The organism is Gardnerella sp. KA01000 (assembly GCF_049244035.1).
GTDB lineage: Bacteria > Actinomycetota > Actinomycetes > Actinomycetales > Bifidobacteriaceae > Bifidobacterium > Bifidobacterium leopoldii.
The window spans coordinates 1,393,427-1,420,188 of record NZ_CP058367.1 but is presented as its reverse complement, the minus strand read 5'-3'; the positions used below and the strand labels follow the sequence as shown (position 1 = coordinate 1,420,188).

At 41.8% G+C, this 26,762-nt stretch carries 25 protein-coding genes, 1 tRNA gene and 1 pseudogene; 25 read left to right on the top strand and 2 right to left on the bottom strand.

What is annotated here, in order from left to right:
* The first annotated feature begins 29 nt into the window (after positions 1 to 29).
* The 15 genes and pseudogenes from HXT58_RS05565 (at position 30) to nucS (ending at position 14,955) form a co-directional block, all read left to right on the top strand.
* Positions 30 to 605 (top strand): type II secretion system F family protein, encoded by a 576-nt coding sequence (locus tag HXT58_RS05565; protein WP_004574191.1) that lies wholly within the window; start codon positions 30 to 32, stop codon positions 603 to 605.
* A 3-nt stretch (positions 606 to 608) separates the two neighbouring features.
* Positions 609 to 1,256: a type II secretion system F family protein gene (locus HXT58_RS05560; RefSeq protein WP_004574190.1), complete on the top strand. Its 648-nt coding sequence runs from the start codon at positions 609 to 611 to the stop codon at positions 1,254 to 1,256.
* A 138-nt stretch (positions 1,257 to 1,394) separates the two neighbouring features.
* Positions 1,395 to 1,670, top strand: coding sequence for a DUF4244 domain-containing protein (locus tag HXT58_RS05555; protein WP_004574189.1), 276 nt, complete (start codon positions 1,395 to 1,397; stop codon positions 1,668 to 1,670).
* Between the two features lie 29 nt (positions 1,671 to 1,699).
* On the top strand, positions 1,700 to 2,080 hold the full coding sequence (locus HXT58_RS05550; RefSeq protein ID WP_032835337.1) for a TadE/TadG family type IV pilus assembly protein: 381 nt from the start codon (positions 1,700 to 1,702) through the stop codon (positions 2,078 to 2,080).
* Positions 2,077 to 2,481 (top strand): Rv3654c family TadE-like protein, encoded by a 405-nt coding sequence (locus tag HXT58_RS05545; protein ID WP_004574187.1) that lies wholly within the window; start codon positions 2,077 to 2,079, stop codon positions 2,479 to 2,481. The genes HXT58_RS05550 and HXT58_RS05545 overlap by 4 nt, the downstream gene beginning before the upstream one ends.
* A gap of 105 nt (positions 2,482 to 2,586) precedes the next feature.
* A complete protein-coding gene (locus HXT58_RS05540; protein ID WP_415705765.1) occupies positions 2,587 to 4,992 on the top strand; it encodes a DNA polymerase III subunit gamma and tau in 2,406 nt (801 codons plus the stop codon).
* Positions 4,993 to 4,998: 6 nt separating this feature from the next.
* On the top strand, positions 4,999 to 5,607 hold the full coding sequence (gene recR / locus HXT58_RS05535; protein ID WP_004105782.1) for a recombination mediator RecR: 609 nt from the start codon (positions 4,999 to 5,001) through the stop codon (positions 5,605 to 5,607).
* A gap of 129 nt (positions 5,608 to 5,736) precedes the next feature.
* A complete protein-coding gene (locus HXT58_RS05530; RefSeq protein ID WP_004105780.1) occupies positions 5,737 to 6,501 on the top strand; it encodes an aspartate kinase in 765 nt (254 codons plus the stop codon).
* 63 nt (positions 6,502 to 6,564) lie between these two features.
* Complete coding sequence (locus tag HXT58_RS05525) at positions 6,565 to 7,134, top strand: ACT domain-containing protein (RefSeq protein WP_004105778.1); 570 nt, start codon at positions 6,565 to 6,567, stop codon at positions 7,132 to 7,134.
* Positions 7,135 to 7,234: 100 nt separating this feature from the next.
* Positions 7,235 to 8,302, top strand: a complete 1,068-nt coding sequence (locus HXT58_RS05520; protein ID WP_101885840.1) for an aspartate-semialdehyde dehydrogenase — start codon at positions 7,235 to 7,237, stop codon at positions 8,300 to 8,302.
* Between the two features lie 52 nt (positions 8,303 to 8,354).
* Positions 8,355 to 8,975: a DUF5701 family protein gene (locus HXT58_RS05515; RefSeq protein WP_004105772.1), complete on the top strand. Its 621-nt coding sequence runs from the start codon at positions 8,355 to 8,357 to the stop codon at positions 8,973 to 8,975.
* 109 nt (positions 8,976 to 9,084) lie between these two features.
* Positions 9,085 to 9,786 carry an ABC transporter ATP-binding protein gene (locus HXT58_RS05510; protein WP_004105770.1) on the top strand — a complete coding sequence of 234 codons (702 nt, stop codon included), beginning with the start codon at positions 9,085 to 9,087 and terminating at the stop codon, positions 9,784 to 9,786.
* Between the two features lie 85 nt (positions 9,787 to 9,871).
* Positions 9,872 to 12,552: pseudogene (locus HXT58_RS05505) on the top strand (FtsX-like permease family protein).
* 225 nt (positions 12,553 to 12,777) lie between these two features.
* A complete protein-coding gene (locus tag HXT58_RS05500) occupies positions 12,778 to 14,211 on the top strand; it encodes an amino acid permease (protein ID WP_100066591.1) in 1,434 nt (477 codons plus the stop codon).
* 36 nt (positions 14,212 to 14,247) lie between these two features.
* Entirely contained in the window at positions 14,248 to 14,955 is a 708-nt protein-coding gene (gene nucS / locus HXT58_RS05495; RefSeq protein WP_004105764.1) for an endonuclease NucS, read from the top strand.
* Between the two features lie 97 nt (positions 14,956 to 15,052).
* Here the strand turns inward: nucS and HXT58_RS05490 are convergent, their stop codons facing one another.
* The gene (locus HXT58_RS05490) at positions 15,053 to 16,039 is read right to left on the bottom strand and encodes an FKBP-type peptidyl-prolyl cis-trans isomerase (protein ID WP_064340281.1); all 987 of its coding nucleotides are present in this window, start codon (positions 16,037 to 16,039) and stop codon (positions 15,053 to 15,055) included.
* Between the two features lie 79 nt (positions 16,040 to 16,118).
* Here HXT58_RS05490 and HXT58_RS05485 point away from each other — a divergent pair, with 79 nt between their 5' ends.
* Genes HXT58_RS05485 through HXT58_RS05475 form a run of 3 tightly spaced genes read left to right on the top strand, consistent with a single transcriptional unit; the run spans position 16,119 to position 20,039 of the window.
* Positions 16,119 to 17,915, top strand: a complete 1,797-nt coding sequence (locus tag HXT58_RS05485; protein WP_415705767.1) for a hypothetical protein — start codon at positions 16,119 to 16,121, stop codon at positions 17,913 to 17,915.
* Positions 17,908 to 18,972 carry a hypothetical protein gene (locus tag HXT58_RS05480; protein WP_254596775.1) on the top strand — a complete coding sequence of 355 codons (1,065 nt, stop codon included), beginning with the start codon at positions 17,908 to 17,910 and terminating at the stop codon, positions 18,970 to 18,972. Before HXT58_RS05485 ends, HXT58_RS05480 begins: the two co-directional genes overlap by 8 nt.
* 41 nt (positions 18,973 to 19,013) lie before the next feature.
* Positions 19,014 to 20,039, top strand: a complete 1,026-nt coding sequence (locus HXT58_RS05475) for a tetratricopeptide repeat protein (protein ID WP_004574175.1) — start codon at positions 19,014 to 19,016, stop codon at positions 20,037 to 20,039.
* Between the two features lie 99 nt (positions 20,040 to 20,138).
* Here the strand turns inward: HXT58_RS05475 and HXT58_RS05470 are convergent.
* Positions 20,139 to 20,212: transfer RNA gene (locus tag HXT58_RS05470), tRNA-Met, on the bottom strand.
* A gap of 155 nt (positions 20,213 to 20,367) precedes the next feature.
* Here HXT58_RS05470 and HXT58_RS05465 point away from each other — a divergent pair.
* From HXT58_RS05465 to HXT58_RS05435, 7 genes are all read left to right on the top strand, one after another.
* Positions 20,368 to 21,399: a homoserine O-succinyltransferase gene (locus HXT58_RS05465; RefSeq protein ID WP_415705769.1), complete on the top strand. Its 1,032-nt coding sequence runs from the start codon at positions 20,368 to 20,370 to the stop codon at positions 21,397 to 21,399.
* Between the two features lie 199 nt (positions 21,400 to 21,598).
* Entirely contained in the window at positions 21,599 to 22,453 is an 855-nt protein-coding gene (atpB, locus tag HXT58_RS05460) for a F0F1 ATP synthase subunit A (protein WP_004105753.1), read from the top strand.
* A gap of 100 nt (positions 22,454 to 22,553) precedes the next feature.
* On the top strand, positions 22,554 to 22,787 hold the full coding sequence (gene atpE / locus HXT58_RS05455; protein ID WP_004105752.1) for an ATP synthase F0 subunit C: 234 nt from the start codon (positions 22,554 to 22,556) through the stop codon (positions 22,785 to 22,787).
* 60 nt (positions 22,788 to 22,847) lie between these two features.
* Positions 22,848 to 23,390: a F0F1 ATP synthase subunit B gene (locus tag HXT58_RS05450; protein ID WP_004105751.1), complete on the top strand. Its 543-nt coding sequence runs from the start codon at positions 22,848 to 22,850 to the stop codon at positions 23,388 to 23,390.
* 98 nt (positions 23,391 to 23,488) lie between these two features.
* Positions 23,489 to 24,070 (top strand): F0F1 ATP synthase subunit delta, encoded by a 582-nt coding sequence (locus HXT58_RS05445; RefSeq protein WP_004105743.1) that lies wholly within the window; start codon positions 23,489 to 23,491, stop codon positions 24,068 to 24,070.
* Between the two features lie 16 nt (positions 24,071 to 24,086).
* Positions 24,087 to 25,748, top strand: a complete 1,662-nt coding sequence (gene atpA, locus HXT58_RS05440) for a F0F1 ATP synthase subunit alpha (RefSeq protein WP_032842365.1) — start codon at positions 24,087 to 24,089, stop codon at positions 25,746 to 25,748.
* Positions 25,749 to 25,751: 3 nt separating this feature from the next.
* Complete coding sequence (locus HXT58_RS05435) at positions 25,752 to 26,756, top strand: F0F1 ATP synthase subunit gamma (protein ID WP_004574170.1); 1,005 nt, start codon at positions 25,752 to 25,754, stop codon at positions 26,754 to 26,756.
* The last annotated feature ends 6 nt before the right edge of the window (positions 26,757 to 26,762 follow it).

The window sequence follows — 26,762 nt, the reverse complement described above, 5'->3', positions numbered from 1 at the left end:
TAGTCGATTGTGTTGCTTGGAGCATAAAAATGGATATTGAAGAAGTTCTTGCTGGAATGATTGCTGCATTACGTTCTGGTTCTACTTTTGCAATGATTGTTCACAGTGACTCTAAGTCTCAACAATGTATTTGCAGTAGTGCAGTTAATACAAAAATTATTTATAAATGGCTTTATGAACGTTGTTTTCCAAAGAAGCGCAATATGAATAAGACTCAACGTCGTCAGCTTGAAAAACATATGCATACTGTTTCTGAAAGTCTTATGGCTTCATATGAATTGAGTAATACTCTTGGTTGCGCTATGGCAGAATGTGTGGAAGCTACGGCAGCGTCATATCATGCTCAGAAGCGTGCAGAAGATTTACGTGCTGACGTAGCTGCAATGCCAAAAGCAACAATAAAATTACTTACTGCTCTACCTATTTTGGCTCTTTTTGCTGGTGAATTACTAGGTGGGCACCCTATTTTGATGTTAATTACAACAGTAAATGGATGGATTTTATTAACAATAGGTGGAATATGTTATGGATTGGGTTTGGCGTGGGTTAGTTCTATGTTGCAAATATCTCAGCATGCAATGGATGCTGCTTCTCTGGAAGGATGATTTATGGAGTCCACAAAGCAGCTTTTGTTTATTGTTCCATTGTTTGTTGTAATTGTTTGGCAATGGGTGAGTTTGAAATTAGAGTGCGATTCATTAGATAATCGTATGCGCTTTAACAGTAAAATTATGCTATTTAAATACGAATGGCGTAATTCAAAAGTTTCATATGTAGATCCTCTTCTTGGTTTACATATGATTATTGTTTCACTTCGTAGTGGTGTTGCTATTACTAGGGCTCTTAGTGCTGTTGGGCAAGTGTTTCCTTGCGGTCAAGGCATGTGGCTTTGCTCTGTTTCCAATGCTTTACTTGCAGGAGATACGTGGCATGAAGCATGGTCTTCTACTTATACTAGACAAGATAATTTTGAATTAGAAAATAAATCAAAATTTACTAATCGTAAAAACTTAGATTCTTCAGAAATATTAGCTAGATGGTTAATGACATCTTTAAAAGAATCATGGTGTTATGGTTCATCTCCAGTTCCTGTATTGTCTGCACTTGCTCAACATTATGAGAGAAATATGGCCAATATTGCTAGACAAGAAAGTTCTAGGTTGTCTGTGCGATTGCTGCTTCCTGTTGGATTATGTTTTTTGCCGTCTTTTATATGCATAGGAATTTTGCCAACAGTTATGTCGCTTATGCGCTAGCTTTTTAAAAATAAATTTCTAGAAAAATAAATTAGCTTTTATCCACAATGCAATTTTTTTATTTTCATTCGCAAAACAAGTTGTAATAATATTTCTATCCGAAAATTTCGGATAGTTTGAAGTGAAAGGTACAAGATGATGGTTGGGATAATGCAAAAACTTGTTGCACGATGCTCTGTGTCTATGCTTCAAGTAAATGAACAATTAGTGAATATTGAGTCATGTTTGTGTCAAAAAAGAAAATTGTACGCTGACGGTCTTAAAAATAAGGATTCTGGAGCTGTAACAGCTGAATATGCAGTAGTTATTATTGCTGCCACTGGTTTTGCTGCACTGCTAGTTGCTATTTTGAAATCAGATACGGTTCGCACAACGTTGACAGATTTAGTTAAAAAAGCATTGAAAATCGGCTAACGGCATGCTTTAGCGGATGAAATGAGCTTATGATGCGGAAAGTTATTGTGTGCAAAAGGTTGTTGCGCAAAATTAGTGATTATGACAGAGGGACGGTAACTGCTGAATTTTCTATTGTTTTACCTTGTGCATTAATACTGTTATTTGTATTGATTGGCATAGGTAGAGCAGTTGTATGTACTATGAATTGTCATGATGCTGCTGCGCAAGTTGCGTATTATCTTGTGACTCATAAGGACGATAAAGCTGCCGCAAGTATCGTGCAGTCGGTCGCAGGTCAAGGAGCGTCGGTGAAAATAAGTCGTAGCAATAATATGGCGAATATTGTTGTTAAATGTCCTCTTATTCCTGATCCTCTTCATATTTTGCCGCCTCTAGTGGAAAGTCATGTAAGCCAGGTTTTAGTATGAGTAGGCGCAAGAATTTTGTGAAGCATTCAATAAATTTCATTCATAAGCGATGTAAGGGCATCGACTGCGGTTCTGGCACTATGCTTGGCATTATGCTAGTGATCGCAGTCTGCTCAATACTAGTGCTTTCTGCTATTTTATGTAATGTTCTCGGAGCTAAACATCAAGCTTATGCTGTTGCAACTTCTGCTGCTTTATCCGGTGCTTCTGCGTTGCAAAGGATGGAGGATAATGCGTGTGAGGTTGTTGCGCGTACTGTTGCTTCAAGCAATGCTTTTTTGAAATCTTGCAACTCTACTAGTAATGATGTAACTGTTCGTGTTTCTGTTGGGCTGAATATTCCATTTGCTTCTAACGTGGAAGTTTCTGCTAGAGCAGGACTAGAAGATTGCAATAAGTAGTAAGTAGCAAAAACGAATATAAATATCAGCAGTCGGGTGGCGGCTGCTGATAGTCTTAACTAAGATATATCGGGGAAATAGTTAGGTCGCGGTAGGTTAGGAAACATGGCACTTGCACTGTATCGTAGATATCGTCCTGACACGTTTGATGGTGTTATTGGGCAGGATCAGGTTACCATACCTTTGTCTAGAGCATTAGACCAAGGGAAAATAACGCATGCATATTTATTTTCTGGACCACGTGGATGCGGTAAAACAAGTTCTGCGCGAATTTTAGCTCGCTGCATTAATTGCGAAAAAGGACCAACTTCGCACCCATGCGGAGAGTGCCAAAGCTGTAAAGATTTAGCTACTGGCGGTGCAGGTTCTATCGACGTTGTAGAGATTGATGCTGCAAGCCATAACGGTGTCGATGATGCTAGAGAGTTGCGTGAGCGTGCTGGTTTCGCTCCTGCTCGTGACCGTTATAAGATTTTCATTCTCGACGAAGCTCATATGGTTACACAGCAAGGTTTTAATGCTTTGCTTAAGATTGTAGAAGAGCCGCCTGAGCATGTAATGTTTATTTTTGCTACCACTGAGCCGGATAAAGTTATTGGCACTATTCGCTCGCGTACACACCATTATCCTTTCAGACTTGTGCCTCCAGAGGTAATGTCTCCATATCTTGAAGATATTTGCAAAAAGGAAGGTATTCTGCCGCAGCCGGGAGTTCTTCGCCTTGTTATGCGCGCTGGTGCGGGATCAATGCGAGATACGTTATCTGTGCTCGATCAGCTTATGGTGGGTGCTGTTGATGGTTCAATTTCTTTGGATTCTGCGGTTGCTTTATTAGGTTTTACGCCTAATTCATTGATTAGCGAATTCATTGACGATCTTATTAATCATGATGGTGCTTCGATATACGATGTAGTTCGTCGCGTTATTGTTGGAGGTTACGATACTCGTAAGTTTGTAGAAGATTTATTAGGTAGAGTTCGTGATTTGTTGCTTATGGTATCTGCAGGTCCTAAAGCGGCTTCAAGCTTACTTAATGATGTTTCTCCAGAAGATTTGGAAATATTGAATAAGCAATCTGCAAGCATGACATTGCATGATTTAGCACGTATGGCTCAAACAATTAATGATGCTTTAAGTGCAATGGCTAGTGCAATTTCTCCTCGCATGAATTTGGAAATTTTAGTTGCTCGTTTGCTTGCAGACAGCGAAACTTCAAATACTGTTGCAACTAATTTGCGCATCAATAACGTGCAACAACAAAATATTTCCACTTCTACGCAGAATATTCAAAATAAAGTATCTTCTGGTGCTCATTTCGTAGGTTCTACAAGCAATAAGAAATATGTTTCTGCAGATAGTGAGAATAATAGTACTTCAAATTCTTCACTACCTTCTGAAACTACAGCATCTCCTATTGCTAAAGCAGAAACGCAATCTGCTACAAACACAAAAGAAACGGAATCTAAAAAAGTGTTTTTGAACGATGCGCATAATGCTAATTCAAAGAATGATTCCATGGATACTGATGCAATGTGGGATAAAGTAGTTTCAATATTGCCTGATGACGTACGTGAGTATGTAACTCGTGAGTATGTTCCTACAGTGCAACTTACTTCAGCACAATCAGGTCGACAGCGTCTTATTTTGACTTTTAATGAGCCTATGAGTCAACATGCGTTTGCGCTCGCAGTATGCACTACTTCTCCATATGATGGACAAAAAGTGCCAAAAGTAGTAATGAATGAAGTGCATGAGATATTTGGCACGCAAGTAATGATTGCTCCTGCACCAGTTGCTGCTAATGGTGAACAAGTAGAATCTGTTGCTCGAATGGATCCGCAGAAGCTTGCAAAAGTTAAGCGCGATATTTTATTGCGTAAAACAGGTATATCTGCTGGTTTTAGTAATAAAACTGATTCTGATAGCAGCGGAATAAATAAAAATCCTACTAAAAAAGAATCTTCGGGTTTTAGTGGCGCTGATGGCTCCGCAGCATCAGTAGCTTCTGAAAATACTGCGGATGAGTTAAGTGATGTTGCGAATGCGGATGATGATGTTTGGGCAGACATGTCGTCTATGCCTATGTCGGATGTGATTGCAATGCCAGAAAACTCTTCTTCTGAAGAGTCTTCTTCTAAAGGCTCTTCTATTGAAGATGAGCCTATGAATCATGATGACGAGATTACAATACAGAAGAGTTCGCATTCTCATAACCAAGATGAAGCTATTTCTGGTGTCTTGGATCAAGATAAACTACAGTCTCAAGTTCAGAATGCAACTAATACTTCAGAATTGTCTGCTGAATCAATTCAGACTACTGTTTCTCCTACGAATGGAGCTACTGCTGACGAATGTTCAATGGACGATGCTTCATTAGAATCAGCAACATCTGTAAGCACTGATGAGCTTAAACAAATTTTTGAAGTTAAATCTGTTGAAGAATTTGCTTCCACTGATCCTAAAAATCCTAAAAATGCGATTATGAGCGTTAAGAAAAAGCAAGAGGAGTAGTTTACAGTGCATAATTCATCGTCATATGATGGAGCAATTGGTCGCTTAATTGAAGCATTTTCAAAGCTTCCAGGGATTGGACCTAAAGGCGCTCAGCGTATTGCGTTTTACTTACTTTCTTCCTCGGATAAAGATGTTCAAGAGCTAATAGACGCAATTAATAACATGAAAGAAAGTGTGCGTTTTTGTGATGTATGCGGAAACGTATGTGAGCAGAGTCCTTGCATAGTATGCGCAGATCCTCGGCGTGATCATAGCAAAATTTGCGTAGTTGAAGAACCTAAAGACATTATGAGTATTGAGCGAACTCATGAGTATTCAGGTGTTTATCATGTTCTTGGTGGTGCAATTAACCCAATGGCAAATGTTGGGCCTGGGGACTTAGCAATTACGCAATTACTTGAACGTCTTAAAGATGCAAAAGTTCAAGAAATTATTCTTGCGCTTGATCCTGATATAGAAGGTGAAGCGACTGTTACGTATTTGGCTCGATTGCTCGATCCTCTAGGAATTAAAGTTACTCGCTTGGCAAGTGGATTGCCTGTTGGTGGAGATTTAGAGTATGCGGATGAGATCACTTTAGGTCGTGCATTTTCTGGCCGTCAATCTGTGTAATTTTGAATATTGTTTTTATGTGCACAAATTATTATCAATAAATAGGGCATAGTTGGTAGTCTGATATCGAAGCCATTATTCGGCATATCCTGTGCGTTTATCAATATTGACATGAGCAAGGGGTAAAAATTGGCGCTTATCGTACAGAAATACGGTGGTTCTTCTGTAGCGGATACGGATTCCATACAACGTGTTGCCAAACGCATTCTTTCTACAAAAGCAGAAGGCAATGATGTTGCTGTTGTAGTTTCAGCGATGGGAGATACAACTGACGATTTAATTGATCAAGCAATGAGTGTAAATACTCATCCTCCTGCTCGCGAAATGGATATGCTTATGACAGCAGGCGAACGAATTTCTATGAGTTTGCTTGCAATGGCTATTCATGCTCAAGGATCTCATGCTTATTCTTTTACTGGTTCTCAAGCTGGATTTATGACAGATACTCAGTTCGGAGCTGCGCATATTCGTGCGGTTAAGCCTGATCGTGTCAGAAGAGCTCTTAGCAAAGGCAGTGTTGCAATTGTTGCCGGGTTCCAAGGAATTAACGAAGTTGGAGATGACACGACTCTCGGTAGAGGTGGTTCGGATACTTCAGCTGTAGCTCTTGCGGTTGCTTTAGGTGCTGATATATGTGAGATTTACACGGATGTAGATGGAGTATTTACTGCAGACCCACGTATTGTGCCAACTGCAAAACGTATTCCTGTAATCGATTATGATTCGATGCTTGAAATGTCATCTTGTGGTTCGCGCGTACTTGCGTTGCGTTGTGTTGAGTACGCTCAGCGTTTTGGTATGCCTCTTCATGTTAGAAGTTCATTCTCACATAGGAACGGAACGCTTATAGTTCCAAATAATATTAATCCGAACGATTTGCCTAATCTGAGTTAGAAAATACGAAACTAAATATTAATAGATAATGTCAAATAATCTTCGAGCTTAAAGGCGGTAACAATGGTAAACCACGATATTCTTTCGACTATGGGCGATTTATTTCCTGATTTAGGTCCGGAAACTCCTGTTATTTCTGGCGTTGCTCATGATCGCAGTGAGGCAATGATTACGGTTCGCGGTATTCCAGATATTCCTGGTATGGCTGCGAAAGTATTTACAACTCTTGCAAAAGCAAATGTAAATATTGACATGATTGCGCAAGCAAGTGCTTCTACTGGTACAGCAGATATTTCTATTACTGCTCCAGGAGCGTCAATGGAAGCAGTCCGTAAAGTTCTAGAAGAAGCGCATGATGAATTGAAATTTACTTCTATGGATGTCGTTCCAGTAGTAGGAAAAGTAGCTGTTGTTGGCGTTGGTATGAAAACACATTCAGGTCTAGCTGCTACCTTCTTCACTGCGCTAAGTGAACATGGTATAAATACTTTGATGATTTCTACTTCGGAAATTCGTATTGCTGCCATGGTTCCTGTTGAACAAATTGATGAAGCTGTTCGTGCTTTGCATACTGCTTACGGTTTGGACGCAAGCCAAGTTGAAGCAGTGGTGTACGGTGGAAGCGGGCGCTGAAGCAATTTAAATTATTAAATTATTAAATTATTAAATTAACTAAATTGTAGAATTGTAAAAACTGTAGAAATTATACGTACTTACTTTTAGGGGAGTCTCGATGACAATTATCAACGAAAAAGGCGTGAACGTGGCAGTGCTCGGCGCAACTGGCCAAGTTGGTATGGTAATGCGTCGAGTGCTTGACGAGCGCGATTTTTCAATAAAAGATTTACGTTTTATGGCTTCCGCTCATTCTGCTGGCACAGTTTTGCAATATCGTGGCAAAGACGTAGTCGTAGAAGATGTAGAAAAAGCAGATTTGCACGGAATTGACATAGCTATTTTTTCTGCAGGCGGCGGAACTTCAAAAATTTGGGCTCCGAAATTCGCTGAAGCTGGCGCAATTGTAGTAGATAATTCTTCGCAATGGCGTATGCATAACGATGTGCCTTTGGTAGTTGCGGAAGTAAACCCTGAAGATTTAGATACTATTCCAAGAGGAATAGTAGCAAATCCAAATTGCACAACTATGGCTTGCATGCCTGTATTAAAGCCGCTTGCTGATGCTTTTGGATTAAAACGTTTAATAGTTTCGTCTTATCAAGCTGTTTCTGGCGCCGGTCGAGCAGGTGCTTTGCAACTCATGAATGAGGCTCAAGCTGCATTAAACCAAGGAGCAGATAAACTCGTTTTCGACGGTAGTGCAATAGATTTCCCTGAACCTACAAAAGTTGCTCGTACTATTGCTTTTAATGTAGTGCCTTTTATTGGTTCAATAGTTGATGACGGTTCTGAAGAAACTGACGAAGAACAAAAATTGCGCAATGAAAGCCGTAAGATTTTGCATTTGCCAAATCTTGCAGCCTCATGTACTTGTGTGCGCGTAGGTGTTTTCACTGGTCACGGCATGAGTGTAAACGCTGAGTTTGAGCATGATGTAACTCCAGACATGGCTCGCGAAGTATTAAGCAAGGCTGAAGGAGTTGAGCTTAACGATATTCCTACTCCTCAGCTAGCGGCAGGAAAGTCTGCAAGTTATGTTGGTAGAATTAGGCAAGACCAAGCGATCGATGGAAATAAGGGATTGGCACTTTTCATCACTAACGATAATTTGCGAAAAGGTGCTGCACTAAATGCTGTGCAATTGGCTGAAATTATTGCTAAAAAGCGTAATTTCCTAAACTAATTATGGTTATATTGCGCTCGCGATTATGTAAGATTTTGCGTAAACTGGAATTATGTCAATAGCATCTGAAGAAATACAGCAGCAACTCGATCGTATAGTGGCACTTGGGTATCCAGATGTGGCTGATATGAGTGCCGATGCTTTTCGTAAGTTGGCAAATCCTATATTGTGTGCGCTTGAAAATAGTAGTTTAGGTGCGAATATTTTATTGGTTCCTACGCGTGAATTAGTTTCGCCTGAATCGTTGATTTCTCGTACGAGTATTAATCGCATGGCTGGATTCACCACTATGCCTCCGCGAGATATCATAAGTTTTCTTCCCAAAGACGGGTATGAGTTTCCTAAAGGCCCGTTCTATATAGTCGTCGATCCACATACTGGCTCATCGTATTTGAATCGAGAGCCTGATGTCGCTCGTAAGCTTATTGATTCTGATGAACGTTTGCCTCTTACTCTTGAGGAAGGGCTTGCTATTGCAACACAGCATCCAGATTGGCTTGAAAGCAAGAATGGATTTAATTTGCTTGGTTCGCAAAGCGCAGATGGGCGTGTGCCAAGTATATGGATGAGTCAGTGTGCTCCGCGTTTAGGTGCTGTTTGGCCAAATTCTCGTCATACTTGGCTTGGTAATGCATATTGCATGGAAAGATGTGGAGTGTCGTCGCTGAAGTAAGTTAGCGAATTTTGCGCTCATTTAGTAAAATAGTACGAAATATAACGGTAGATAATACAAATAAAGAGAAGTTGAATTTTTATAGTTTCTCATATTGTGAAGGTGCATTGTGGCATATATAACTTTTGATCATGTAGTGAAAGAATACCCATCAGGTTCTGGTGCTGTGCGAGCTTTAGATGATGCCAGTTTTACTGCACAAAGCGGTGAGCTTACAGTAATCTTAGGTGCATCTGGCGCTGGAAAAACTACAGCATTAAATATTTTGGGCGGTATGGATACTGCGACAAGCGGTCGTGTTGTTGTTGGCGATTGCGATGTTACTAAGCTAAAAGGTCGTAATTTGGTTCGCTACCGCAGAGAAGACATTGGTTTTGTTTTTCAATTTTATAATTTAGTTCCAAATTTAACTGCTCTTGAAAACGTAGAGCTAGCTTCGCAAATTTGTGCAGATCATTTTGACCCTGCTCAAACGCTTATTGATGTTGGCTTGAAAGAAAGGCTTCATAATTTCCCAGCGCAACTTTCTGGCGGTGAGCAGCAACGCGTATCTATTGCGCGCGCTCTTGCTAAAAAACCTAAACTATTGCTATGTGACGAGCCTACTGGTGCTTTGGATTATGAAACAGGTAAGGCAGTATTGCAATTATTGCAAGATATTTGCCGAACTGAAGGCATGACAGTGCTGATTATTACTCATAATGCTGCCATTGCTCCGATGGCTCACAAAGTTGTTCGTTTCCGTTCTGGAAAAGTTGTAGACGAAACTGTGCAAGAACATCCTATGGCTATAGCCGATATTGAGTGGTGATTAGGTGGTTGTTATGCGGAAAGTAGCAGCAGTTTCAAAGCAATCTGATAATAAAAATGCCAATAATGGTGGTGAAGTTAAGCGCATGCATTCGTTGCTGCCAATAGTATTTATTAGCGCAATTAGAATGTGGGTTCGCGAATGGCGCCGCTTTTGCGTTCTTGCGGTTATTGCAATGCTTGGCGTTGCTGTTATGACTGGTATTTATGCAGGATGCAACGACATGTTTCTCGCTACTAACGATATGTATGCGAAATTGCATGCTTATGATTTGCAAATCGTATCTACTCTTGGTTTAACTAAAGACGATGTTGCAGCATTACGCGCGTTGCCAAGTGTGAGTGAAGTTGAAGCAGAGCGTTCTTGGAAAGCAACAGCGCACGCAACAGATGATGCAAAGTCTTCATACGCAATGAATTTCGTGCATTATGTAGAATCACAAAAAATCTTAATCGCTTGCATTTGCTTAAGGGCAACATGCCTAAAAATAATAGTGAAGCTGTTGTAACTCAGCGATTTTTACACGATAGTGGATTGAGCATTGGCAATGTGATAGTAGTCAACGTGCAGCAAAATGCGGGCGTTGGAAGTCTTGGTTCTTCTAATTCAAAGTCTAAAACTTATCGTTTGCGCATAACTGGTAGCGTGCTAGATAGCAACGATTTAAACAATCCTGATGGCTATCAATCTAAAGCATTTCGTAACTCTGTGACGTCTAGATACCCAATATTTACTTCTGCTGCTCCTGATAACGTGACTAGCTTGCCGTATACAGCAATGTCGGTGCGTTTGAATGATGCTCAACGTGTCAATGTTTTTTCTAAAGATTATCGTGGCATTGTTGACGATGCATCTGAACAGATTCAGGAACTCGTGCAATCTAAACGCGAAAAAGCTCGACGTAATCAAATTATCGACAAACAAGTTAATTTAGAATTAAAAAATATTATTGCAAATGATCCTAGGCTTCAGCGCGCTCCAAATTTTGTTAAAGAGCAAGCAAAAAAGCAAATTTGTAAACAAATTAAGTCAGAGATTCAAAAACGTGTTCCTCAAGCTCAATGGCATATATCTACTCGCATAGCTAACGATAGTTATGCAAGTTTGCGTTCTGACGTTGCTTCAATACAGTCACTTGGATACGCTTTCCCAGCGGTATTTCTTGTTGTAGCAATGATGATGAGTTTAACTGCTATGGCTCGTATGGTTGAAGAAGAGCGAGGGCTTATTGGTACATACTTAAGTTTGGGATACGGTCGTTCTACTGCAGTAACAAGACATGCTTTCTTCGCGATATTTGCGTGCTTTGTTGGCGGCGGAATTGGCGATATTATGGGTTTTCTTGCAATCCCTTCACTTTTACTAAAAATCTTGCGTGGTTTATACGCTGTGCCAGACGTTAGGTTGAAGTATGACTGGCTATATGGCTCTTTGTGTGTGCTAGCATTTGTGATTCCTGTTGCAATATGCACAATCGTTGTTAGTTGGCGAGAAACAAAGCAAGTTCCTGCAGCTTTGTTAAGACCAAAAGCTCCAAAAGCTGGTTCTCGCGTTCTTCTTGAAAGGTTGCCTTGGATTTGGAAGCGAATGAGTTTCTTAAATAAGGTTACCGTTCGCAATTTGGCGCGATTTAAAGGCAGATTGTGCATGACTATTGGTGGAGTTGCTGGTTGCACAGCGCTTATTGTTTGCGGTCTTGCTTTGAACGATACTGTTGCGACCTTGGGTATTCGCCAATACGAGGGAATTTATCGATACGATATGATTTCTATCTCGGCTCCAGGATCTTTCCAAAATATGAAGAAAAGCGTTGAGCAAGACAAGTCAAACAATAAAGTAGAAACTATACTTCCGGCTTATGTGGGCTCTGGAGAAATAGCTAAAAGCCAATCAAATAAGTCGAATAGTCGTCATGTTGAGGATGCGGAAAGCGTGCAGTTGATTGTTGTAAAAGACACAAAAGCTTTGTCTCATCTTGTAAATTTGCAGGATGTGAACAATAATTTGCAAACTATTAAACTTACGGATGAAGGTCCGTTGCTTTCTCAAAGCGCTGCTGCATCTCTGGACATTACTCGTGGTAGCGAAATTAATGTGACGAATACTAGTTTTAAACGTGCGAAGGTTAAAGTTAAAGCTATTGTTCGTAATCTTATCGGTTCTAATATTTACATGACTGAACGTTGCTACGAACGCTTATTTAATGGTGAAAACAGTAAGCTTCTGAAACATAATGCGTTAATTTTGCGTTTGCGCGGTAGCGATAATAATAAAATTAAATATGCTGACAAGGTTTCTGAACGTGACGGTGTGCTTGCTGTTATGAATATTACGCGTATGAAGCATGCTTTTAGTTTTGATCTTATGAATGCTGTTGTTGCTTTAATCGTAACTTTGGCTGCTGGCTTAGCTTTAGCTGTGCTTTTTACTCTTGCAAGTACTAATATTTCGGAACGTACTCGCGAAATGGCTACGCTGAAAGTTCTTGGTTTTTATCGTAGAGAAGTTCATTCCTATGTGCATAAAGAAATGCTTACCTTAACTGTTATCGGTATTGCAGTTGGATTGCCATTAGGAAGGCTTATTGCAGGATTGTTGACTAGCGCGCTTCGTATGCCGTCTTTGTATTTTGAAGTTGAAGTAGCTCCTTTAAGCTATTGCATTGCTGGCGTTGCAACACTAATTTTTGCGTTAATTGTGCAATGGGCTACCAACCCAGCTTTGGATCGCATAGATCCAGTAAGCTCACTTAAAAGTGTGGAATAGTTGCGCGAATTGTGGAATGCGTAATGAATAGTTAAGGGTTCCTATAAAATTAGAAATTCGTGGCTATTAAGGAACGGAGTTGTAATAATGAGTGAGACTGTGAATAGTGACATTAATGTAGGTTCTAAACAAACAGAATCTACAGAGACGCACAATAGCACATCTTCTCATAATCAATCTTCTAGCGTATCTGCGCAAGAAAATGCAAGTAGCAATACAAACCAAATGGAGCGTAGTCTTACCAAGCGTCATGTGCAATTTATTGCTATTGGCGGCACAATTGGAACAGGTTTGTTCCTTGGTTCTGGAAAATCAATTAGCTTAACAGGTCCGAGTATTGTATTCGTTTACATTATTGTGGGCTTGATTATGTTCCTGCTGATGCGTGGTATTGGTGAGCTAATGTACAAGGATCCAAACCAGCATACTTTTATTAGTTTTATTACGCGTTATCTTGGCAGAGGTTGGGGTAATTTTGCTGGATGGTCGTATTGGTTTGTGCTTGTACTTATTGGTATGAGCGAAATTACGGCAGTTAGTACGTATTGCGTCACATTCTTCCAAACTTTCGATATTGACGTAAGTCATTGGAAATGGCTTATAGAAGTAGTATTTTTAGCGGCTTTAGTGTGCATAAATTTGGTAGCTGTAAAGCTATTTGGGGAAACTGAGTTTTGGTTCTCAATGATTAAAATCACGCTAATTGTTGCTCTTATTGTTACAGCCGTAGTTATGGCTTTAGTTGGTTACCATTACTCTGCAGCTCCTTTGCATGGTGGCGTAATAAGTCCTGCTGGTCACGCTGGATTAGATAATATTTTCAACAATTTTTCGCTTATGCCAAACGGATGGCTTTCTTTCTTAATGAGCTTCCAAATGGTGTTTTATGCGTACCAGCTTATTGAGTTTGTTGGTGTGACTGTTTCGGAAACTAAGAATCCTCGTCAGGTTTTACCAAAGGCTATTAACGAGATTATTGTGCGCGTACTAGTTTTCTATGTTGGCGCTCTTATAGCGATTATGCTTATCGTGCCGTGGCAACAGTTTAAAGCTACGAATGCGGAAGGCGTATTTATGTCACCATTCATTATGGTGTTCCAATACGCAGGATTGCATTGGGCTTCTGCGCTTGTGTTCTTTGTGGTTATTACAGCTGCTTCTTCTGCGCTTAATTCTTTGCTGTATTCTGCTGGTCGCCACATGTATCAGATTGCGCTTGAGTCACCTTCGCCTCTTTTGGGTAAGTTGCGTAAGGTTTCACGCACGAAGGTTCCTGCTCGCGCGATTTTGTTCTCGTCTGCTTTGATTCTTCTTTCGCCAATTATTAATTCGATCCCTGGCATTCATGGTGCGTTTATTTTGTTTGCTTCGGCTTCTTCTGCAGTGATAATCATGATTTATATTTTGATTATGGTTACGCATCGTAAGTACCGTGAATCTGCTGATTTTATGCCAGACGGTTTCGTTATGCCGCATTATAAGCTTTTGAATTCTATTACTATAGCGTTCTTTGCTTTTGTGTATGTGACTTTGTTTATTAGTGACGATACACGAGCTTCTGCAATTGGTGGACTAGTGTGGCTCGTATTGTTCGGCGGATACTGCGCCTTACATCAGCATTGGCAGAATCGCGATTTAGCTGAAGCTTTGGGGAAGTAGGGTACTTCTTTACTTGATTTCTGTTATGCTTGCTGTGTGCGAATTATTGTTGCAGATTGCAGTGCAGAGTATACAGGTAGGTTAAATGCCACGCTTCCTTTAGCTAAGCGAGTGTTGCTTATTAAAGCAGATGGCAGCGTACTTATTTTTTCTGAGCTTGGTGCGTATAAACCTCTTAATTGGATGGTAGCTCCTTGTACTATGCGTGTTTTACGTAAAGAAGATAGCGGCGAATCCGATGCTGGCATTGTTGTAGATGGCTGTATTTTGCGTGTTGCTGCTGCTAAAAGCGATGATTTGCTTATGATTTCGCTTGAGCATGTTTATAGTGATAATACTTACGATTTGGGTGAGGATCCTGGCTTAGTTAAAGATGGTGTTGAGGATCATTTGCAACGTTACTTGGCTGAGCAGATTGAACGAATCGGCGATGGTGCCACGTTGGTGCGCCGTGAATATCCTACGGCTATCGGCCCAGTGGATATTATGGCTCAGGACGCGGATGGTGTACATGTCGCTATTGAGATTAAGCGGCATGGCGGTATCGACGGCGTTGAGCAACTTACGCGTTATTGTGAGTTGCTGAATAGAGATCCGTTACTTAAGCCGGTTAGAGGTATTTTTGCTGCGCAAACTATTAGTCCACAAGCCCGTGTTTTGGCTGAGGATCGTGGATTTACTTGCTTAATATTGGATTACGATGAAATGCGTGGAGTCGAGTCCAACGATCTTCGTCTGTTCTAAATATGTGTTCTAAATATGTAAAAACCCCTCGGGAAGGAGGGGTTTATTATTTATGAATCGCTAGTTAATTTTGTAACAGTTTGCAAAATTACAAATCTCACGAAGCATAAAGAATATCGACTACAAAGTACAGTGTGGCATTTGCAGGAATAGTTACGTTTCCGCGCGCATCCTTCTTTTCTTCTTTACCATAGCCATCTTCTGGTGGAATTACCAAAAGAACTTGGGAACCAACTTTCTTTCCAGTTAAGCCTTTAGTCCAACCAGGGATTACTCCTCCAGCAAGTTGGAAGTCTGCAGGTATGCCACGAAGCCAAGAAGAATCAAACTGATGAAGTTTGCCGTCTTTATCGGCAGTCCAACCAGTGTAATGAGCGGAAACTGTGTCTTTTGCAGTTACTTTTTTGCCGGTTCCTTCAATCAAAGTCTGAGAAACAAGCTTTCCGTCTGGAACGTAGTTATTTTTATCTAAGGTTGGTGCTCCAGATTTATCAAGAGTTACCTTCGGCAAATTTGCGGGAATATTCGTAACAGCTTTGCCTGTTGCTCTAGTTAGAGATTTTGATCGCGAAACCATTGTAAGAACCATAATATATGAAGGATTTTTGGCTCCTCCGCTTACGCCCAAAGCAATAGTCGTATTAATTTTTTTGCCCTTAATTAAAGCGTAATATGGTCGGCTTGTAGAGTTTTTATTAATGGAAATTGAGCAATCAACTTTGCCTTCTTTCCAAGTATTCATAAGCTCTTTGCCGGTTTTGGAGTCGAACACAATGCCCTGAGAGCATACGCGATCGCCTTCTTTAATTGTTTCTCCGTTGCCTCGTTGCAAAACGGCATAAGTATTTTGCTTTACTTTTACAGGCGTTTTCAGCGTTATTTTAGGCTTTTTGCCCAGCTCTCCCGATGCGCTTACGCCTTCCAGCAACTGCATTCCAGCTTTTTGAGCGTTTTCATCAGTTAAATTGTTATTGTCAGAATTTTCTCCGCATGAAGCAAGCACTACGCACATTGCTACTGCGCTAATAGTTGCGAAAGCGCGAAGTAAAAGAGATTTTTGTCCTAATGTTTTGATTTTTTTCATAGCCTCACATTACCGCTTGACGCTGATTTTTACATCAAAACATGCAAGTAATATTAAAAGACTGTAGAATGGTATCGTTATGACAAATATAGAAGATGCTTCTGATACAGAAGGACGACCAATGCGACGACCAATGCGACGGCTCACTTTGCGCAGTAAAATCATGCGCGGCGTTGTAGCTCCATTTTTTGCTTTGCTTGCAGTATTAAGTGTTGTTCTTGGTGTTGCCAACTCAACATTTTGGAAGCCTAGTAATGTGGTTATTGCGTACGCTAAAGTATCTGGAACTCGTTATATTGTCACTGATCCTGGTGTTTTGAATCTTGTAGATAACAGGGTTCGTATTAGTGTCGCTGCTTTGCATACGCGTAAGCCTATTTGTGTTGCTGTAGGTTTAACGAAAGACGTAAGAGGCTGGGTGGCAGGTTCTCCAGTACAAAGAATTACTGGTTTGCGTGATTGGAATAATCTTTCAGTTTCTGAAGTGTCTGGTAGAACCTCTGTGCAAGCGGGTGACTCTGTGGACATTAAGGATCCTGACGTAAAATTCCAAGAATCTAATTTATGGCCTATAGTTACATGCCAGCTTGGTTTAGCGAAATTGGCAATAAATACTGCAGATTATGTTCAATCTTCTGGTTCTGCGTCATACGATCATGCTGTTGCAAACGGCACAATGTCTAAATCAGGCACTCGCTCTAGTAAGTCAAATAGCTCTGATACTGCTTCTTCTGCACTGCGTTCGCAGGCTGCTAGACGTGTTTTGCTAATTGATTTGGGGGATAATGTACCGGAAGCTTCCATAGAATTGCGGTGGCGTCGTAATCAAATTCCAGATTTTGCAACGCCTTTATATTTTGTAGGAGCACTTTTTGCAGTATTAGCTATACTTTCTGCAACTATTTTTGCAATGGCTCCGCATCGTCGTCGTAATAAGCAATTAATAGCTAGCCGTTCAGGAGCGTTGGCAGTAAAGTCTGCACAGCGTGACGAAGTCACCTTTGCTGAGGCGATTTCTGGAACCATGTCTGGTATTTTTGGTCACAAACGACACAAGAAGGATTCTGGAAGTCACGCAAGGCATGGGGGTCATGCACGTCGTCGCAAAGATTCAATGCAAAGCGGCGACTCAAATGGTATGCAAACTCGAATTGCGTCTGCTTCTACAGCGGTTGCATCTACTGATTCTTTGGCTGAAACTACTGTTATTGCACAAGATGAAATGCTTGCGTTTGCCGCGCGCTTTATGCAGCAACATGACGATAATTCTTATTTAGATGACTTAGGCAATGTTGATGATGAATTTAATGATTTGCACAATCAGGATGCTGCGGCAAACGGGGAAGATTTAGCAAATGCGGAAGATATAGGAAATGCGAAATATTCTGGAAATTCAGCAGAATCAGCAAATTCAGAAAATAAGCAATATAAGCGGAATTCTCAGAATATTAAGACTCCGCGAAATAAGAAAAAATCTTACGAAAGCGCGTCGGATGGCAATAGTCTGAACGATCATAAGGATAAGCATCAGCAGCAAAATAAGTATGCACAGCAGAATAACAAGAGGCGTAACCGTCAGAACGATAGAAACAATGCTAATAATTCTGAAAAGTTTGCAAAGAAACGTTTAGAAACGGTCAAGCCTTCAGATAGTAATAGCAAGATTTCACATGAATCTAGTAAGAAAAAGCTTAATGATCACGAAAACTATCGCAACTCAGAATCAAACAAACGTCAAAATTCGTCTAAAAATAGCAACGATAAGCAGTCTCACATGAAACGAAATGGGTTTAGAGGAGACGGTGGTAACGGTCGTTACAGAAAAAATGGGAAAGGCTACCGCGGTAATTCTTCAAGTGAGCGAGGAAATGAGTAAAATGCGTAATACTAATGTCGATATTCACCGCGTAAACAGTAAAAATAGAGGCGTATTGCGCAACAACATAGTCACATTAATAGCATGTGTTGTATCAACGGTTATGGTAACCGGATTATCTGCTTGCGATGGGCAGGTGCCGAAACCTGCTGAAGCGCGTAGTAATCAAGAGTTGCCTAATGTGACTATGCTGCAAGAAAAAGATATCCGCTTGGGGTTGCTTCGCACTCTAGAAAAGGCAAACGACGAAAAAGATGTGGATTCATTATCTCAAGCAGTTTCTGGACCTGCTCTCGATATTCGCACGAGCGAGCTTACGATTGCAAACAAAACTGGAAACTTAGATCCTAAGACCACTATTCCGCGTGAAGCCGCGCAAACTATTGTGCCAACTAATTCTGGTTGGCCAAGAGATTTAATGACTATTACAACTACTACTAAAGATCAACAGTCAAAACGTTTGCTGGTTTTACGTCAACAGAGAGCGCGTTCGAATTATAAACTTTGGGCTGTTGCGCGCTTATTCCCTGGAGTGCATCTTCCTAAATTTGCTGTGCCAAGTATTGGTTCTTCAATGGGTAAATCTAATGATACTGGTTTGGTGATGACTCCAGATGAAGCGGTAGCTGCGTATGCAGACGTTTTACAAAATGGTGAAAACAGCAAGTACGCGAAGCATTTTGCTGACGATTATTTGCGTAAAAAGTTAGTTGAACTTTCTAAAGCAGTGCAAGCTGGAATGGAGCGAAATAAAGGCTCTCAAGAACAAATCTTTACACCAAATCTCAAACAAATAAGCATTATGCGTTCAAGCGATGGAAGCGATTTGGTTGTTGCGCGCATAGATTCTGTGTGGACTCGTAAAGCTGGTGAAGGGCGTGAATCTCGTCCTGCTTCTGATGAAGAAAAAGCATTATTTGGCGATGGTAAAGCAAAAGGTACTATGCGAGTAACTTACGTAAATGTTATTGCTCTAGTAGTTCCTCCAGCTAGTTCTCATATGAAGATTATTCCTGTTGGTGCTGAGCGTCAGCCTATTAAGGTAGAAGCTTTATAAATTTTGTAAGTACAATTTAGTGTGCTTGGAAAAGAGGAAAAATGGTGAGTAGTAAAGCGCAAGGCATGAATCCTGGCGGATTTTCGCTTGCTGGGGCTGTAGATTTAGAAGGCGTAAAGCGTCGCGTAGAAGCTCAAGCTAAGCAAGCTGCTAAAGCTGCATCGGGCTCTACTGGTTCTTCTGCTCCAAAAGCTGGCGGCTATGTAATCGATGTTAATGAGCAGTCTTTTCAGGCGATGGTGCAAACGTCTGTAAGTTTCCCAATTGTTATTTTGCTTTGGCAAGCTAATGACGAGGCCTATTATGATGTGGCACAGAAATTAGCGGATGCTGTTAACGCGCTTGACGGTCGTATGCAGTTAGCTCGTATCGACTCTGATGAAAGCCCAAGTATTGCTCAAGCATTGCAAGCGCAGCAGCTTCCTGCAATTTACGGTTTAATTGGCGGACGTCCTATGCCTATTGCGCAAGGTTTACCTAGCGACGAGGAATTACAGCAGATTTGTGGCACTATTTTGCCGCAATTGGTTCAGGTTGCTGAACGCTCTGGTGTTGCTGGAACTGCTCCTTTTGTGGAATCCTCGGTTGAGAAAAAGTCTGAAATGTCTAAAGACTCAGATCAAGATAGTTCCGGGAATAACTCTGTTGAGAATGTTCCGCCTGCTCATGAGCAAGCTCATTCGCTTGCTATGAAGGGTGATTATGAAGGTGCTGCACGCGAGTATGCAAAAGTAATGGAAGCAGATCCTCATGATGTGCTTGCATCGCGTGAACATGCAAAAGCTTTGTTGCTTTCGCGTAATACTAATACTGATGTTGCTGCGGTTAGAAAGGCTGCTGGCGATAATAAGGATGATTTAGATTCGCAGCTTGCAGTAGCAGATGTAGATATGATTGACGGTCATATTGATGACGCTTTTGGGCGACTGCTTGACTTCCTTGCATCTGGTCATAAGAGTGATGCGGATGCTATTCGTTCTCGTATGCTTGAGTATTTTGCCATACTTCCTGCAGATGATGAGCGTCTTGCGCGCGCTCGTCGCCGTCTTGCAATTCTTCTTTATTGATTATTGCGCGATGACGCTTTTGGGCGACTTATGTAGTATTAAACAAAAAAGCCAAGAACCACAACAATCGTGAGAAATTTGTGTGATTCTTGGCTTTAGTAGCGGGGCATGGATTTGAACCATGGACCTCTGGGTTATGAGCCCAGCGAGCTACCGAGCTGCTCCACCCCGCGTCGGCTACTTTTAGCAGCTCTATCTACGATAGGTGCAAATTTAAATTTGTCAACTTTCGGGCGTGTCTCGCTGTATTTGGTTAGAATTTTACGATTCGTGCACATGAGTGGCATAGACACAATAAACATAAACAAGTGTGGGGTATAATAAACACATGCCTATTAAGATTCCTGAAGGATTGCCAGCGCGAAGCATATTAGATGCTGAGCGAATTTTTGCATTGGAACGCCCAGAAGCAGAACAGCAGGATGTTCGACCACTTCGTTTGTTGATTTTGAATCTTATGCCCAAAAAAATCGAGACAGAAACTCAGCTTTTGAGACTCATCTCTAAGTCTCCTTTGCAAGTCGACGTCGATTTTATGAAAACTTCTACGCATGTATCGACACACGTTAGCGCTGATCATTTAGTAAAATTCTATGAAAATCTTGACGCACTTCGTAACAACTACTACGACGGATTTGTTGTGACGGGCGCTCCTGTTGAGCATATGGAATTTGAGGATGTCGATTACTGGCACGAATTTACGCAAATTCTTGACTGGGCATCAACACACGTCTTCTCAACAATGTATTTGTGCTGGGGCGCAATGGGTGCGCTTTACTATCGATATGGCGTAAAAAAGCATATTCTCAGCAAAAAAGTTTTTGGCGTGTTCCCGCAATATTTGCAGGATGAGTACTGTTTTCTTACAAATGGTTTTGATGAAATCGCTTTACAACCGCATTCTAGAATAGCGAGTGTTGATGTTGACAGCATTTCTGCAGATCAGCGTTTACAAATTCTTACGTATGGTCCCGAATCTGGTCCGGGCTTAGTTGCTACGCGTGATTTTTCTGAAGTTTTTGTGCTAGGACATTGGGAATATGGCAAAATGACTCTTGCGCAGGAATATGAGCGTGACATGTTAAAAGGTTTGAGCAACGTGCCATTCCCTTACAACTATTTCCCTCATGACGATCCAAAATTAGAGCCACTATTTTCTTGGCGTGCGCACGCGAATTTGCTTTGGCGCAACTGGCTTAATTGGGTGTACGAAACTACGCCTTACAATCTTTCTGATATTCCTCATTTAAGAGCTGCTGGAAGGCTTGGAACTGAACGTTCTATAAGGCATGAGCCGGCTTCTCCGCGCTCCGATAATTTTTATCCATTTGACGGCATTAAGTACGGTATGAACAAATAAATTTTGAAGTTGCGTAATTATGTACAAGCAAAGAGTACAATCAGCAATTAGATATATTTTTCGTTTCGTGCCCCGCGCCTTACGAAATATGAAACATATGATCTAGTTGATATATATGCCGCGAGAATGATTGAATTGAGTATGTGAGTGAGCGGCACTGAATTGAGGCGTGTGAACGGATTGCTATAAGGAGGCACTTATGGATGTGATGGTTGATGTTTTACAGAAGACCACGACTGTAGCTTCTACTGTAGCTTCGAATAAACCAGAGCTACCTGATATTAGTGAGTTTTTGCCTCCAGAGATTTTGTTCCAAGGCACTCCATTTGCCATGAACCGAATTGTTATGGTGCGTATTATTATGGCCGTAATCGTTATGATTATTTTTGGCATTGGAGCAGCTCGCGCAAAAGTGGTTCCAGGAAGATTCCAAAGCGTGCTAGAAATTCTAATGGACTTTGTGCGATTTAACATTGTGTACGAAATGATTGGCGAAGAGCGCGGCAAGCGTTATGTGCCAATGATAACAACTCTTTTTATAACAATATTTTTCTTTAATCTTTGCTCAGTTATTCCAGGCTTAAATATGGCTGCAACAGCAACTATTACAGGGCCATTAGTGTTTGCTCTTTGGGTTGTATGCCAATACTTAATAACTGGAATTAGAGAAAAAGGATTCCTAACGTTCTTCCGCGAATCCTTGTTCCCAGCAGGCGTGCCATGGCCAATTTACTTTATTCTTACGCCATTGCAGCTTCTGGAATTGTTGATTGTGCGACCACTTTCGCTTACAATCCGTTTGTTTGCGAATATGATTGCTGGCCATTTGCTGGTGGCCACTTGTCTAGTATTCACCAACTTCTTTGTGGTGGATTCCAGCAATAAACTCCTTGCCTTAGGCGGTGCATTATGGCTGCTTGGTGGCATTCTGTTTACAGTATTCGAAGTAATAGTCGCAGGCTTGCAGGCGTTTATTTTTACCGTTCTTGCATCTGTGTATATTTCGGAAAGTTACCCCGAGAAAGAAGAAAAATCTGCTGTTGCTATTGCATAAATAGGTAAAACTAATTAAAGCTAGTTAAAGCAAACAGATAGAACAGGTTTAATAATCTTAGGGTTTATAACTGGTTACTGTTCCTAAAGAAAGGAAACCAATGAATAGTATCATCGCTCTCGCAGGATTGACGGGCAACCTTAGCATTCTCGGCTTTGCCGTTGCTACTCTTTCCCCTGCTATCGGAATGGCAATGGTTGTATCCAAGGCTATGGAATCCACTGCACGCCAGCCAGAAGTCGGCAACCGTATTCAGTTGTTCATGTTTATTGGCTTGGCATTCATTGAGGTTCTGGGCTTGCTCGGATTCGTTGCCTACATTATGGGAAGCTGAACCGAACGAAACAACTCGTTCCAACGCATACAAGTGTTGAAAGAATAGAAAGGACAAGCCATGGCATATGCAGCCGAAACTAATAAACTGGCGTTGTTCTTGCCGGAGCCTTACGACGTTATATGGTCGCTGGTTGTTTTAGTTGTTCTTGCAGTGTTTTTCTACAAGTTCGTTATGCCTAAATTCCAGGCAATTCTTGATGAGCGTGCAGAAAAAATTGAAGGTGGAATGGCTAAGGCTGCTAATGTTCAGCGTGAAGCAGACGAGTTAAAGAGCCAGATTGAAAACGAACTTTCTCAAGCTCAAACTGATGCTGCAAATACTCGTGAAGAGGCTCGGTCGGAAGCTTCAAAAATTATTGGCGAAGCTAGACAACGCGCTGAAAAGGATGCTGCGAAGATTATCAGTGAAGCACAGCATTCTATTGAGGCTCAGCATAAGCATGCCATGTCCAGCCTCCAAGGAGAAGTATCGGTTCTTGCAGCAGCTTTAGCTGGCAAGATTCTTGCATCCAAATTGGATGACGATACCGTCAGTTCCAAGATTATTGATCATGTGATCGATGAAGTTGGAGACACTAAAAATTCGGATCAAAGCAAGTAAAGTAATGTGCAAAACTGAATAATCGCAAAATAAAATTACGGTTATTTCATTTTGTATTATTTGCGTTACTTCGTTTTTACAGAAACGAGGAGGTAAGAATGCCAGAAAAGGCAGCGCGAGTAAACGATAGTTTGTCGCGTTCTTCGCTTGCTCAGGCCATCTCAGATGCGCACGATGAAGCGCAGCGCATTTCGGACGAGCTTTCGTCAATGATGGACATGATTGATAAGTATCCTGAGCTTTCTGATGCGATTACTGATCCGAATAGGTCTTCGGAAGATAAGTCTCGTCTTATTGACGAGCTTATTGGAGGTAAGGCGCACCCTGTTGTATTGCGCATTATGCATTATCTAGTAGGAACTTGGCACGGAGGTGCCGAAAGCGGTAAAACAGGTAGCTTCGGCGGCGCTTGGTCAGGATTTGAGCGTGAAGCTGGAGAAACATTGGTTACAGTCACTACTGCTCAGCCGCTTACAGATAAGCAAATTAAGCGTTTGATTGAAATCTACAGCGATAAGTTGGGTCATCGTGCATACATTAACCCAATTGTGGATCCAAACGTGCTTGGTGGCATGCGTATACAAATCGGTGATCAAATAACCGATCGCACCATGTTGATGCAGCTTAAGCAGTTGCAGCGTTCTGCGCGAAATGGTGCTTGGACACAGGCAGTGAAGTAGTAAATTAAGGAGAATTATGGCGGAACTATCTATTGATCCCGCCCTGATACGCAAGGCACTCGACGGGTTCGTTGACTCGTATAAGCCTGCAGACATGCCAACGCAAGAAGTTGGCTATGTTGTTACGGCTGGTGACGGCATTGCGCACGTAGCTGGATTGTCCGGCTGCATGGCAAACGAGCTGCTCACATTCGAGAACGATACCTTGGGTCTTGCGTTCAACCTTGATGCACACGAAATCGGCGTTGTTATTCTCGGCGATTTTACAGGCATTGAGGAAGGGCAGGAAGTATACCGCACAGGCGAGGTGTTGTCTGTGCCGGTTGGTGACGCTTATCTTGGTCGTACCGTTGATCCGTTGGGTAATCCAATCGATGGTTTGGGTGCGATTGAGTGCAATGAGCGTCGTATTCTTGAAGCCCAGGCTCCAGACGTTATTCACCGTCATCCAGTCGATGAACCATTGTCTACTGGTTTGAAGGCTATTGACGCAATGACGCCAATAGGTCGTGGTCAGCGCCAGTTGATTATTGGTGATCGTCAAACAGGTAAGACTGCAATCGCAATAGATACGATTATTAACCAGCGGGCTAACTGGGAAACTGGAGATCCAAAGAAACAGGTTCGCTGCATTTATGTAGCAATCGGTCAAAAGGGTTCCACTATTGCTTCAGTGCGTCAAAGCCTTGAAGAAGCAGGAGCTATGAAGTACACCACAATCGTGGCAAGCCCAGCTTCTGATTCTGCAGGTTTTAAATACATTGCACCTTACACTGGTTCTGCAATCGGTCAGCACTGGATGTACAACGGCAAACACGTTTTGATTGTTTTCGATGATTTGTCGAAACAAGCAGAAGCATACCGTTCAATTTCCCTGCTTTTGCGTCGTCCACCTGGGCGTGAAGCTTACCCAGGCGACGTGTTCTACTTGCACTCTCGTCTGCTTGAACGTTGTGCTAAGCTTTCTGACGATTTGGGTGGCGGTTCTATGACCGGTCTTCCAATTATCGAAACTAAGGCAAACGATGTTTCTGCATACATTCCAACCAACGTGATTTCTATCACCGATGGTCAGATCTTCTTGCAGTCTGATTTGTTCAACGCAGGTCAGCGTCCAGCAGTAGACGTTGGTATTTCCGTGTCTCGTGTTGGTGGCGCAGCTCAGGCTAAGGCTTTGAAGAAAGTCTCCGGCATGTTGAAGATTTCCTTGGCTCGTTACAAGTCTTTGGAATCCTTCGCAATGTTCGCTTCTGATTTGGATGCAGCCTCAAAGGCACAGCTTACTCGCGGTGCTCGTTTGACTGAGCTACTTAAGCAGAAGCAGTTCTCTCCTCGAGCAATGGAGCAAGAAGTTGTTTCTGTGTGGGCTGGTACTCATGGCAAGCTTGACGATATTCCTGTGAAGGATGTGTTGCGTTTCGAAAGCGAATTGTTGGATTACTTGGATAAAGGAACCGACATTTTGCAAGTAATTCGCGATACTGAAGACTTCACTAAGGAAACTGAAGCTAAGCTTGATGCAGCCATTGATGATTTCCGTAGGACGTTTAAGACATCTGCTGGCAAACCTTTGATTGTAAAGGATTCTTTGCCGCCGGCTGAAAACCCTGCTCCTGTTGAGAAGGAACAGCTTGTAGCTAAGCCAAAAGCAGACAGTCGCGAGCCTGAGGGGAAGTAGCGTATGTCCTCCCAACTTGCATTGAAATCGAGAATTATTTCCACACAGTCTTTGGGTAAAATCTTTAAGGCTCAGGAAATGATTGCGTCTTCTCATATCGCTAAAGCGCGAGATATTGCGCTTAATGCTAAGCCTTATAGTGACGCAATTTTCGATGCCGTGCAGGCGTTGGTAGCTCATCACGAAGCAAATATTAAGCATCCTATTTTTGGTAAAGAGCATGCCGGCAATCGCGTAGCAGTTTTGGCTCTTACTTCTGATCGTGGTATGGCAGGTGCGTTTACGTCTTCGATTATTCGTGAGACTGAAGCACTTCTTGCAAAACTCGATGCAGAAGGTAAGCATGCAGAACTGTACGTGTACGGTCGACGTGGTGCAACTTACTACAAGTATCGCAATCGCGATGTGGCAGGTACTTGGGAAGGTTCTACTGACCATCCTGACGTTACTATTGCTGAAAAGATTTCCGATACTTTAATGGACGCTTATATGACGCCGGAAGCGGAAGGCGGAGTTTCGGAACTGTATATTGTGTTCACTGAATTTATAAATATGGTGAGGCAAAAAGTTCGTACGTTACGCATGCTGCCAGTTGAGCTGGTTCCTTTGAAGGACGGTGAAGAGTTTTCTATGCATCGTCCTGACTATGAAGCAGCATCTGGTCCTTCAGCAGCGTTGTCGTCTACGAGCGCAGTTTCGGCTCGTGAAGAAGCAGTTAGCCGCAGTAATCCAGAAGCTGTGGAGTATTGCTTCGAACCAAGCCCGGATGAAGTATTGGATGCTGTTTTGCCGAAGTATATTCAGTCTCGTATTCACGAGTGCTTACTTACTTCTGCTGCTTCCGAAACGGCAAGCAGACAGAACGCTATGCATACGGCTACAGATAACGCCCGCAATTTGGTGGATGATTTGACAAGAAAGCTTAATGCTTCTCGTCAGGCATCCATTACTCAAGAACTTACCGAGATTATCGGCAGCGCTGATGCGCTGAATAATGAGGAGGATTAGGAGCAT